This is a genomic window from Sphaerisporangium rufum, from assembly GCF_016863395.1.
GTDB lineage: Bacteria > Actinomycetota > Actinomycetes > Streptosporangiales > Streptosporangiaceae > Sphaerisporangium > Sphaerisporangium rufum.
Window position 1 is genome coordinate 39,334 of sequence record NZ_BOOU01000056.1, and the last position, 11,277, is coordinate 50,610.

The following is an 11,277-nucleotide window of genomic DNA, read 5'->3' on the forward strand; positions in this document are numbered from 1 at the left end:
CCGGACCGGGCTTCGATCGCCGGGGAATGGTGAGAAATGCCAGTGACCCGATCGCCACGACGGCGGAACGACGTGGGCCCCCCGGCCCGTGAGGAGCTCCCACCCGTGATCAATGTGACCGTATGGAACGAGAACCGGCACGAACGGCGGGAGGAGGCGGTGGGCCGGCGCTATCCCGACGGCATCCACGGGGCGATCGCGGCCGGACTGGCCGAGCACCTGGGCGACCGGGTGCGGGTGCGCACCGCGGTGCTCGACGACCCCGAGCACGGGCTGACCGAGAAGGTGCTGGCCGACACCGATGTGCTGACCTGGTGGGGGCACCAGGCGCACGAGGAGGTCGCCGACGAGGTGGTGGAGCGGGTGCGCGCCCGGGTGCTCGGCGGCATGGGGCTGCTGGTCCTGCACTCCGGGCACTACTCGAAGATCTTCCGGGCGCTGATGGGCACCACCTGCTCGGTGAACTGGCGCGACTCCGGCGACCGCGAGCTGGTCTGGACGGTCGACCCGGCGCATCCGATCGCCCAGGGCGTGCCCCATCCGCTGGTCATCGACGCGCAGGAGACCTACGGCGAGCCGTTCGGCATCCCGCAGCCGGACGAGCTGGTGTTCGTCAGCTCGTTCAGCGGGGGCGAGGTGTTCCGCGGCGGTTGCTGCTACCGGCGCGGGCACGGCCGCGTCTTCTACTTCAGCCCCGGCGACCAGGCCTATCCGGTCTACCACCATCCGGACGTCCGCCGGGTGCTGGCCAACGCGGTGCTGTGGGCGGCGCCGCCCGGCGGGGTGGGCGACCCGCCGCGCAACGTCCACATCCCCGTCGGCCGGTAAGGAGCACCCGGATGGCCTTCACGACCGTGGACGAGGACCGCCCGCTGCGCGCGGTGATCGTCGGCGCCGGGTTCATCGGCGGCCAGTGGGCGCCTGAGCTGCTGGCCCGGCCGGACGTCCGCCTGGTGGGCTGGGTGGACATCGACCCCGAACGCGCCCGCGCCCGGGCCGCCGAGGTGGGGCTGGCCGGGCTGCCGGTGAGCGCGTCGCTGAGCGAGGTGCTGGACGGCGAGACACCGGACTTCATCGTGAACTGCACCGTCCCGGAGGCGCACCGGGAGGTGACCGTCACCGCCCTGGAGCGCGGGGTGTCGGTGCTGAGCGAGAAGCCGATGGCGGTCACCCTGGAGGAGGCGCGGGTGATGGTGGCCGCCGCCGACAAGGCGGAGCGGCTGTTCGCGGTGAGCCAGAACCGGCGGCACCTGGGCGCCCTGGTCGCGTTCACCCGCACGGTGGCCGAACTCGGTCCCCTCGGCATGCTGACCTCGGAGTTCTTCATCCCGCACCACGGCGCCGACTTCCTGTCCGGCATGGCGCACCCGCTGCTGCAGGACATGGCGATCCACCTGTTCGACGCGGCCCGGATGGTGTCGGGCGCCGACGCGGTCTCGGTGTACTGCGAGTCGTTCCGGCCGCCGTGGACGTGGTACCCGGGCGCCTGCTCGGCCACCGCGATCTTCGAGATGACCGGCGGCCTGCGATACACCTTCGCCGGCAGCTGGTCGGCGCCCGGCCTGTCCACCCCGTGGACGGGCACCTGGCGGGCGGCCGGCACCCGGGGCGCCGCGCGCTGGGACGGCGAGGGGCCGGCCACCGTGGAGGGGCCGGCCGGGACGGCGCTGCGATCCTGGCCGCTGCCGCCGGACCCGTTCCCCGACCGGCAGCGCTTCACCGGGCTGGCCGAGCATCTGGCGGAGTTCGTCGACGCGCTGCGCACCGGGCGGCCGCCGCAGGGCGACTGCCACGACAACATCCGCAGCCTGGCCATGGTCACCGCCGCGCTGGAGTCGGCCCGCACCGGCGTCCGCGTCCCGGTCCCCGAGGGCCGGTGACCGCCGGGACGTGCGCCCCGCTGGGCGCACGTCCCCTGGGGCGCTCACGGGGCAGGTCCGGGCGCCGGGCACCGGATGGATCCGCCCGCGGCCCCTCGCGCGGCACCTGGCGGCGACGACCGCGCCCGGCGGCCGGACGGGCATGCCCGCCGGACCCGGGAGTCCCCGAGGTTCCCGGGCCGCGGCGGGGGCCTGGCGCGGGTCAGCCCCGCGGTGCGGGCACCAGCGTGCCGACCGGCACCCGCGCCTCCAGCATGCCGGGGTCCTCGGTCGGCACGGGAGTGACGCCCAGCGACGCCAGCAGGCGGCGCATCCTGGTGTTGTCGGCGAGCAGGGTCGCCTTCACCTCGACGAACCCCAGGTCGCGGGCCTCGTTGAGCAGCATGCGGGCCAGCTCGCCACCGAGTCCCCGCCCCTGCCAGCGGTCCTCGACCAGGAAGGCCATCTCGGCGATGCCCGGATCGGCGGTGAACACCAGGCCGGCCAGCGCCACCACCTGGCCGTCGTGCCCGGCCACCAGGGTGTGGCCACGGGCGCGGTCGCACAGCCGGTCGAACACCCGGGGCGGCAGGGCCGGCATCGAGGTGAGGTAGCGCAACCGGCGGGTGGCCGGCGAGCAGCGGTCGTGCAGGTCGCGGACCGCCTCGCGATACAGCGGGGTCAGCGGGCGCACCTGCACCTCGACCTCGCCGGCCAGCATGACCGAACGCGCGGCCGGGGTGACCTCGCCGGGCGGCTGGGCCAGCCGGACCAGCGCCGCGGCCCGCGCGGCCTCGGTCAGCGTGAACGGCAGTTCCCGCCGGCGCAGCCGGATGGCCCGGCGCGGCGCCACCGGCACGGTCAGCAGCGTCGGATCGGGCAGGTCCGACGGCTCGGTGCCGTACGCCCAGCGCGCGTCGTCGGCGCGCAACAGTTCGGCGAGGATCTCCGGCAGCCGCCACGGCGTGGCGCGCAGCCGGGCGGCGAGCAGCAGTACCCGGGTCGGCTCGTCGGTCAGCTCGTGCGCGGTCGCCGACACCACCTGGACCCGCCGGCCCCCCGCGGCCTCCAGCGCGGCGCGGACGGTGTCGGCGGACGCCGGGATGTCGGCGACGAACTCGTCCACCGTGCCGTCGGTGTCCGGCTGGACGCTCAGCCCGAGGATGTTGCCGCCCTTGGCCGCGAGCGCGGCGGCGAGCGAGGCCAGCCGGCCGGGCCGCTCGTCGACGGTGGTGCGGATCCGCAAGAATGCCATCGCAAAACCCCCTTCTCGCCGTCCAGCATGCCGGGGGACTGTTACACCGCTGCTACGCGGGCATGAGCCGGTGGTTTCTTTACCGCACTGTCCCGATGAACCTTGAATTTCGTGACGGACGGCTAGGCTTCCGGAGATCCTGCGGATCATCGCTTACCCGGCAGGTAGCAGGATATGGATCCAAGATCCGATACGACCGAAAGGCAGGGAGGGACGCCGCCCCGGCGGCACCCGCAGCGAGATGACCGATCTGCTCTTCCGCGGCGGCCGGGTGTTCACCGCCGCCACCGGTCCCGGTGACCCGCCGGGCTTCGCCGAGGCCGTGCTCGTCCGGGACGGGCGGATCGCCGCGGTGGGCCCCGCGGCCGAGGTGACCGCGGCGGCCCGTCCCGGGCACCAGACCGTGGACCTGCGCGGCCGGCTGCTGACCCCCGGGTTCACCGACGCGCACGTGCACCCGATCCAGGCCGGGCTGGAACGGGCCCGCTGCGACCTGGCGGAGATCTACGGCCTGCCCGCCTACCTGGCGCGGGTGGCGGAGTACGCCGCGGCGCACCCGGACCTGACCTGGATCACCGGCGGCGGCTGGGACATGGCCGCCTTCCCGGGCGGGCTGCCGCACCGCTCCCAGCTCGACACGATCGACCGGCCGGTGTATCTGATCCAGCGTGACCACCACGCCGCCTGGGTGAACACCCGGGCACTGGAGATCGCCGGGATCACCGCCGCCACCCCCGACCCCGCCGACGGCCGCATCGAGCGCGACCCCGGCGGCGCGCCGAGCGGCGTGCTGCACGAGGGGGCCATGGACCTGGTCGGCCTGCTCACCCCCCGCCCGACCGCGGCCGACCTGGACGCCGCGCTGATGGACGCGCAGTCGCACCTGTTCTCGCTCGGCATCACCGGCTGGCAGGACGCGATCGTCGGCTCCTACGCCGGTTCGGACGACAACCTGCCCGCCTACCTGTCGGCGGCGGCCGCCGGCCGGCTGCGCGCCCGGGTGGTCGGCGCGCTGTGGTGGGACCGGGCCCGCGGCGCCGAGCAGATCGAGGAGCTGGTGGACCGGCGCTCCCGCGCCGTCGGGTCCTTCTCGGCCGGCTCAGTGAAGATCATGCAGGACGGCATCGCGGAGAACTTCACCGCGGCGGTGATCGAGCCGTACTGCGGCTGCGGGCCGGACCGGCGCGGCCTGTCCTACGTCGATCCCGAGGCGCTCACCGGGCACGTGGCCGAGCTGGACCGGCTGGGATTCCAGGTGCACGTGCACGCCATCGGCGAGCGGGCGGTACGCGAGGCCCTGGACGCGCTGGAGGGCACCGACCCGGCCAACCGCCACCACATCGCCCACCTGCAGATCATCGAGCCGTCGGACGTGCCGCGCTTCGCGCGGCTGGGGGTGACCGCGAACCTACAACCACTGTGGGCCACCCACCACCGGCAGATGGACGAGCTGTGCATCCCCTACCTGGGTGAGGAGCGGGCGTCCTGGCAGTATCCGTTCGCCGATCTGGTGCGCACCGGCGCCCGGCTGTGCGCGGGCAGCGACTGGCCGGTGTCCTCGGCGGACCCGCTGCAGGGCATGCACGTGGCGGTCAACCGGACCGAGCCCGGCGGGTCGGTGCACGCCGGCTACCCGACCGCGGGCACGCCGTTCCTACCGCACCAGCGCCTGGACCTCGCCACCGTGATGACCGCCTACACCGCGGGGTCGGCGTGGATCAACCACGACGACCGGGCCGGCGTCATCGCGCCGGGCAACCGGGCCGACCTGGTCGTGCTGGACCGGGATCCCTACACGCTGCCACCCGAGGAGATCTGGACCACCCGGGTGGCCCTGACGTTCGCCGGCGGCGAGTGCGTGTACGAGCGGGCCGGCTGAGCCGCCCCGGGAGAAACGCGGCGGGCCCCCGCCATCCGGCGAGGGCCCGACCCATGATCTTCCGGTCTACCAGGGCGTACGGTTGTTGCTGCGCAGGCGCTCCAGCGCCTCGGCGAGGATGGCGGCGCCGTCGGTGTCGCTGCGCCGCTCCTTCACGTAGGCCAGGTGGGTCTTGTAGGGCTCGTTGCGCGGCGGGGCGGGCGGCGCGGACTCGTCCTGGCCGGCGGGAAGCCCGCACCGCGGGCAGTCCCAGTACTCCGGCACGGCCGCGTCACTGGCGAAGCTCGGACGCGTCTCGTGCATGTTGGCGCACCAGAACGAGACCCGCACCCGGGGCGCCGCCTCGCCGCGCTCGGCCTCCCCCATCGGACCGGCGCCGACACGACTGCCACGGATCGCGTTGCCACTACCCACGGATGAACTCCTCGCTTGATCGTCCCGCCGCGCGGCGGGATGAGAATCTCGGTGAGGCCCTGCCCCGAAAGGGCCCGCTACGCCGGCTTGAGCAACAGGCCGAGCGCGATGATGCACACGAACCAGACCGAGCCGGTGATGATCGTCAACCGGTCGAGGTTGCGCTCCACCACCGAGGACCCGCCGAACGACGAGGTGAACCCGCCACCGAACAGATCCGAGAGGCCGCCACCCTTGCCCTTGTGCAGCAGCACGAGCAGCACCATGAGGGCACTCGACAGGATGAGGGCGATGGAGATTCCGATAGTCACCGTTGACCTGTTCCCTGTTGCGCGCGCCGTAGCGCGACCTGACCTGCCCGGCGGTCGCCGGGGCGACGATTCGACGTTTCCATTCGAGGGTACGTCGTCATGCCGACTCGCACCTCCCGAACCGCACAGCTAGCCCGACATTTCGCCGAATCGGCAGATTCGCACGAAATCTACTGGGTCGAGGCTCGCGCCACCGACCAGTGCCCCGTCGACATCGGGCTGCGCCATGATACCCGCGATGTTGCTTCCCTTGACCGACCCACCGTAAAGGATACGGACCGCGGCGGCCACCTCACCGTCGTACAGCTCGGCGAGTCGCGCGCGCAGCGCCCCGCAGACCTCCTGCGCGTCCTCGGGCGTGGCGACCTCGCCGGTGCCGATCGCCCAGACCGGCTCGTAGGCCAGCACGATCGTACCGGCCTGCTCGGTCTTCACCCCGTTCAGCGCCGCGTCCAGCTGCGACACCGAGTACGCGACCTGGCCGCCGGACTGGCGGACCGGCAGCCCTTCGCCCACGCACAGGATCGGGGTGATCGAGTGCCGGTAGGCGGCCTGCACCTTGGCGTTGACCACCTGGTCGTCCTCGGCGTGGTACTGCCGGCGCTCGGAGTGCCCGGCCAGCACGTAGGTGCAGCCGAGCTTGGCGAGCATGGTGCCGGAGATCTCGCCGGTGTAGGCGCCGCCGTCGTGCACCGAGATGTCCTGCGCCCCGTACGTGACGCGCAGCTTGTCGCCGTCGACCAGCGTCTGGACGCTGCGCAGGTCGGTGAACGGCGGCAGCACCGCGACATCGGCCCGGTCGTGGTCCTTGTCGGTGAGCGAGAACGCCAGCTTCTGCACCAGGGCGATGGCCTCCAGGTGGTTGAGGTTCATCTTCCAGTTGCCGGCGAACAGCGGCTTGCGGGCTGTGCTCATCGGTGCCTCAGTCCTCCAGGGCGGCGAGTCCGGGGAGGGTCTTGCCCTCGAGGTATTCCAGGCTGGCTCCGCCGCCGGTGGAGATGTGCGAGAAGCCGTCCTCGGGCAGGCCGAGCTTGCGGACCGCGGCCGCCGAGTCGCCGCCGCCGACCACGCTGAACGCGCCGGAGTCGATCAGCGCCTGCGCCACCGCGCGGGTGCCGCCGGAGAACGCGTCGAACTCGAACACGCCCATCGGGCCGTTCCAGAAGACGGTCTCGGCGTCGGCCAGCTTGGCGGCGAACAGCTCGCGGGTCTTCGGGCCGATGTCCAGGCCCTCGCGGTCGGCCGGGATCGCCGTCGCCGCGACCGCCTCGTGCGGGGCGTCCTCGGCGAACTCGGTGGCGGCCAGCACGTCGACCGGGAGCACCAGCTCCACGCCGCGCTTGTCGGCCTCGGCGATGAAGCCGCGCACCTGGTCGAGCTGGTCCTCCTGCAGCAGCGACCGGCCGACCTCGTGGCCCTGGGCCTTGAGGAAGGTGTACGCCATGCCGCCGCCGACGATCAGCCGGTCGACCTTGCCGAGCAGGTTGGCGATGACGCCCAGCTTGTCGGAGACCTTGGCGCCGCCGAGCACGACGGCGTAGGGCCGGGCCGGCTGCTCGGTGAGCTTCTTCAGCACCTCGACCTCGGCGACGATCAGGCCGCCGGCGGCGTGCGGGAGCAGGCCGGGCACGTCGTAGACGCTGGCGTGCTTGCGGTGCACCGCGCCGAAGCCGTCGCCGACGTACAGCTCGGCCAGCCCGGCCAGCCGGCCGGCGAACTCGCCGCGGACCGCGTCGTCCTTGGACTCCTCGCCCGGCTCGAACCGGAGGTTCTCCAGCAGGGCGACCTCGCCGTCGGCCAGGCCCTCGGCGGTCGCGCGAGCCGAGTCGCCGACCACGTCGGTGGCGAACTTCACCGGCCGGCCGAGCAGCTCGCCCAGCCGGGCCGCCACCGGGGCCAGCGAGAACTCCGGCGCGACCTTGCCCTTGGGGCGGCCCAGGTGCGCGCAGACGATCACCCGGGCGCCGCGACCGGCGAGCTCGGAGATCGTCGGCACCGAGGCCCGGATGCGGCCGTCGTCGGTGATGGTGTCCCCGTCCAGGGGGACGTTGAGGTCGGCGCGCACCAGCACGCGCCGACCCTGAACGTCGAGCGAGTCGATGGTCCGCATCAGAGCCGCGCGCCCACCAGCTCGATGAGGTCGGCGAGGCGGTTGGAGTAGCCCCACTCGTTGTCGTACCAGCCGACGACCTTCACCTGGTTGCCGATGACCTTGGTCAGCCCGGAGTCGAAGATGCACGAGGCCGGGTCGGTGACGATGTCGGAGGAGACGATCGGGTCGTCGGTGTAGGTGAGGATGCCGCGCAGCGGGCCGTCGGCCGCCGCCTTGAGCGCGGCGTTGACCTCCTCGACGCTGGTGTCGCGGCCGACCTCGACGGTGAGGTCGGTGGCCGAGCCGGTGGGGATCGGCACCCGCAGGGCGTAGCCGTCGAGCTTGCCCTTCAGCTCGGGGAGCACCAGGCCGATCGCCTTGGCGGCACCGGTGGAGGTCGGCACGATGTTCAGCGCGGCGGCACGGGCGCGGCGCAGGTCCTTGTGCGGGCCGTCCTGCAGGTTCTGGTCCTGGGTGTAGGCGTGGATCGTGGTCATCAGGCCCTTCTCGATGCCGAAGGTGTCGTTGATGACCTTCGCCATGGGAGCCAGGCAGTTGGTGGTGCAGGAGGCGTTGGAGATGATCGTGTGCGCCGCCGGGTCGTAGGACTCGTGGTTGACGCCCATCACGACCGTGACGTCCTCGTTCTTGGCCGGAGCCGAGATGATGACCTTCTTGGCGCCGTTGTCGGCGTGCACCCGGGCCTTGTTGGCGTCGGTGAACAGGCCGGTCGACTCGACGACGACGTCCACGCCGAGGTCGCCCCAGGGCAGCTTGGCCGGGTCGCGCTCGGCGAACGCCTTGATCGCCTTGCCGTCGACGATGAGCTCCTCGGCCGTGCTCTTCACCTCATACGGCAGGCGGCCGAGGATGCTGTCGTACTTGAGCAGATGGGCGAGCGTGGCGTTGTCGGTCAGGTCGTTGACCGCAACGACCTCGATGTCCTTACCGCTGGCCGCCACGGCACGCCAGAAGTTGCGGCCGATCCGGCCGAAGCCGTTGATGCCTACGCGGATGCTCACGGGAACAGATCTCCTCGAACGTCGTACGCCGGCTCTGGTGCCGGCGTCGTGGCGGGCTGAACCTCCGACAACCCTACCGGGTGCTGATTGGTGTAGACCACTGGGCCGCCCTTTACCCGGACGTCCCCGCGGCGGCCGCAGTGCCCCGGCCGGCCGGAGCCGCTCCCCGGCGCGGCGGTACGGCGCCGACGGGCCGGCAGGGGCGGTTCACGGCGCGAGCATGTCGGCGGTCAGGTTCGCGTCGGTGGCGGCGATGCCCAGATCGGAGGCCCGCTTGTCGGCCATGGCGAGCAACCGGCGGATGCGCCCGGCGATGGCGTCCTTGGTGAGCGGTGGGTCGGCGATCTGCCCCAGTTCCTCGAGCGACGCCTGCTTGTGCTCCACCCGCAGCCGCCCGGCGACCACCAGGTGCTCGGGGGCCTCGTCGCCGAGGATCTCCAGCGCGCGCTGCACCCGCGCCCCCGCCGCCACCGCGGCCCGGGCGGACCGGCGCAGGTTGGCGTCGTCGAAGTTGGCCAGCCGGTGCGCGGTGGCACGTACCTCGCGGCGCATCCGCCGGTCCTCCCACTGCAGCACGCTGTCGTGCGCGCCGAGGCGGGTGAGCAGCGCGCCGATCGCGTCGCCGTCGCGCACCACCACCCGGTCCACCCCGCGCACCTCGCGCGCCTTGGCGTGGATCTTGAGCCGGCGGGCCGCGCCGACCAGCGCGAGCGCCGCCTCGGGCCCGGGACAGGTCACCTCCAGCGACATCGACCGCCCCGGCTCGGTCAGCGAGCCGTGCGCCAGGAAGGCCCCCCGCCAGGCCGCCTCGGCGTCGCAGGTGGCCCCGGACACCACCTGGCGCGGCAGGCCGCGCACCGGGCGCCCGTGATTGTCGATCAGACCGGTCTGCCGGGCCAGCGCCTCGCCGTCCCGGTAGACCCGCACGACGTACCTCGATCCCTTGCGCAGGCCGGCGGGTGCCAGGACCATCACCTCCGCCCGGTGCCCGAACACCTCACCGATGTCCTTGATCAGGCGCCGGGCGGTGACGTTGGTGTCGAGCTCGGCCTCGATGACGATGCGCCCGCCCACCAGGTGCAGCCCGCTGGAGAACCGCAGCAGCGTCGAAACCTCGGCCTTACGGCAACACGGCTTGAGCACCGTGAGCCTGCTCAGCTCGTCCTTCACCACACCCGTCATGGCCATGTGCCTGTGTCCTCCCCCAAACAGACCGTCTCATGGTCGCGAAGCAGCCTCGCCGCGTGCCACGGTGGTCGCCCGGGACGGCACGCCGGCGAGCGCCCCCGGCAAGTCTCTCGCACCTTAGGGGTGCCCTGACCAGGATCAACGCTTCCCACGGAAAATCTCGTCCAGGACCGCGGCAAGGCGGAGTGGGTCGTGCCGGGGCGAGCCGTCCGCCGAAGCCACCCCGGCCAGGACCAGCCGGGCGCCCACCGCGTCGGCGGCCTTCTCCAGCGCGTCACGATCGGCGACCGCCCGGTGATCGGCGAGCACCACGTCGATCCGCAGGCCCGGCGCGTGCTCGCCCAGCACGTGCAGATGCTTCTCGGCCGAGAAGCCGTCGGTCTCGCCCGGCTGCGGCGCCAGGTTCAGCGCCACCAGCCGGCGGGCACCGGTGTCGTGCAGCGCCTCGGCGAGCCGGGGCACCTTCAGATGCGGCAGCACGCTGGTGAACCACGAGCCGGGGCCGAGCACCACCCAGTCGGCCGCGCGCACCGCCGCCACCGCCTCCGGGCACGCCGGCGGATCGGCCGGCACCAGCGAGATCGCCTGGACGTTCCCCGGGGTGAGCGCGCAGGCCACCTGGCCGCGCACCACGGTCACCCGGCCGTCCAGCTCGACCTCCGCCTCGATGTCGATGGGCACCGACGCCATCGGCAGCACCCGACCGTGCGCGCCGAGCAGGCGGCCCACCCAGTCGAGCCCCACCACCGGATCGTCCAGCAGCTCCCACAGCGCGACGATCAACAGATTCCCCACGGCGTGGCCGTGCAGCTCGCCCTCGCCGCTGAAGCGGTGCTGGACGACCCTGCTCCAGGTCTGGCCCCAGTCGTCGTCGCCGCACAGCGCGGCCAGCGCCATGCGCAGGTCACCCGGCGGCAGCACGCCGAGCTCGCGCCGCAGCCGGCCGCTGGATCCGCCGTCGTCGGCCACGGTGACCACCGCGGTCAGCTCCCCGGTCACCCGGCGCAGCGCCGACAGCGAGGCGTACAGCCCGTGGCCGCCGCCGAACGCCACCACCCGGGGCGTCCCGCCCGCCGCCTCCGGTCGGGCCGTGCCGGCATCACCCGGCCCGATGGCACCCCGTCCGGTATCAGGATCAGCCGGCCCGGTGGCCCCCGGCACGCCGCCCCCCGACCCGGTGCCACCTGATTTCGTAGCGCCCGACCCGGTGCCACCCGACCCGGTGCCACCTGATTTCGTAGCGCCCGACCCGGTGCC

At 73.1% G+C, this 11,277-nt stretch carries 11 protein-coding genes; 3 read left to right on the forward strand and 8 right to left on the reverse strand.

What is annotated here, in order from left to right; translation table 11 throughout:
- Positions 1-105 precede the first annotated feature (105 nt).
- Positions 106-828, forward strand: coding sequence for a ThuA domain-containing protein (locus tag Sru01_RS21230; protein ID WP_239137623.1), 723 nt, complete (start codon positions 106-108; stop codon positions 826-828).
- A gap of 11 nt (positions 829-839) precedes the next feature.
- Positions 840-1,880, forward strand: coding sequence for a Gfo/Idh/MocA family protein (locus Sru01_RS21235; protein WP_203989185.1), 1,041 nt, complete (start codon positions 840-842; stop codon positions 1,878-1,880).
- A gap of 202 nt (positions 1,881-2,082) precedes the next feature.
- On the opposite strand, the gene Sru01_RS21240 is transcribed toward Sru01_RS21235, so the two are convergent.
- Positions 2,083-3,114, reverse strand: a complete 1,032-nt coding sequence (locus Sru01_RS21240; RefSeq protein ID WP_203989186.1) for a GNAT family N-acetyltransferase — start codon at positions 3,112-3,114, stop codon at positions 2,083-2,085.
- A gap of 241 nt (positions 3,115-3,355) precedes the next feature.
- Between Sru01_RS21240 and Sru01_RS21245 the strand changes: the two genes are divergently transcribed.
- Positions 3,356-4,993 carry an amidohydrolase gene (locus Sru01_RS21245; RefSeq protein WP_203989187.1) on the forward strand — a complete coding sequence of 546 codons (1,638 nt, stop codon included), beginning with the start codon at positions 3,356-3,358 and terminating at the stop codon, positions 4,991-4,993.
- Positions 4,994-5,059: 66 nt separating this feature from the next.
- Here the strand turns inward: Sru01_RS21245 and Sru01_RS21250 are convergent, their stop codons facing one another.
- The 7 genes from Sru01_RS21250 to Sru01_RS21280 all read right to left on the reverse strand — a co-directional run bounded on the left by Sru01_RS21250 (position 5,060) and on the right by Sru01_RS21280 (position 11,076).
- Positions 5,060-5,407 carry an RNA polymerase-binding protein RbpA gene (locus Sru01_RS21250; RefSeq protein WP_203989188.1) on the reverse strand — a complete coding sequence of 116 codons (348 nt, stop codon included), beginning with the start codon at positions 5,405-5,407 and terminating at the stop codon, positions 5,060-5,062.
- 77 nt (positions 5,408-5,484) lie between these two features.
- Positions 5,485-5,718, reverse strand: coding sequence for a preprotein translocase subunit SecG (gene secG, locus Sru01_RS21255; protein WP_203989190.1), 234 nt, complete (start codon positions 5,716-5,718; stop codon positions 5,485-5,487).
- 129 nt (positions 5,719-5,847) lie between these two features.
- Positions 5,848-6,633 carry a triose-phosphate isomerase gene (gene tpiA, locus Sru01_RS21260; RefSeq protein WP_203989192.1) on the reverse strand — a complete coding sequence of 262 codons (786 nt, stop codon included), beginning with the start codon at positions 6,631-6,633 and terminating at the stop codon, positions 5,848-5,850.
- Between the two features lie 7 nt (positions 6,634-6,640).
- Positions 6,641-7,828 (reverse strand): phosphoglycerate kinase, encoded by a 1,188-nt coding sequence (locus tag Sru01_RS21265; protein WP_203989194.1) that lies wholly within the window; start codon positions 7,826-7,828, stop codon positions 6,641-6,643.
- The gene (gene gap / locus Sru01_RS21270; protein ID WP_203989196.1) at positions 7,828-8,832 is read right to left on the reverse strand and encodes a type I glyceraldehyde-3-phosphate dehydrogenase; all 1,005 of its coding nucleotides are present in this window, start codon (positions 8,830-8,832) and stop codon (positions 7,828-7,830) included. Before gap ends, Sru01_RS21265 begins: the two co-directional genes overlap by 1 nt.
- Positions 8,833-9,039: 207 nt before the next feature.
- A complete protein-coding gene (whiA, locus tag Sru01_RS21275) occupies positions 9,040-10,020 on the reverse strand; it encodes a DNA-binding protein WhiA (RefSeq protein WP_203989198.1) in 981 nt (326 codons plus the stop codon).
- Positions 10,021-10,158: 138 nt separating this feature from the next.
- The gene (locus tag Sru01_RS21280; protein WP_203989200.1) at positions 10,159-11,076 is read right to left on the reverse strand and encodes a gluconeogenesis factor YvcK family protein; all 918 of its coding nucleotides are present in this window, start codon (positions 11,074-11,076) and stop codon (positions 10,159-10,161) included.
- Positions 11,077-11,277: the final 201 nt, after the last annotated feature.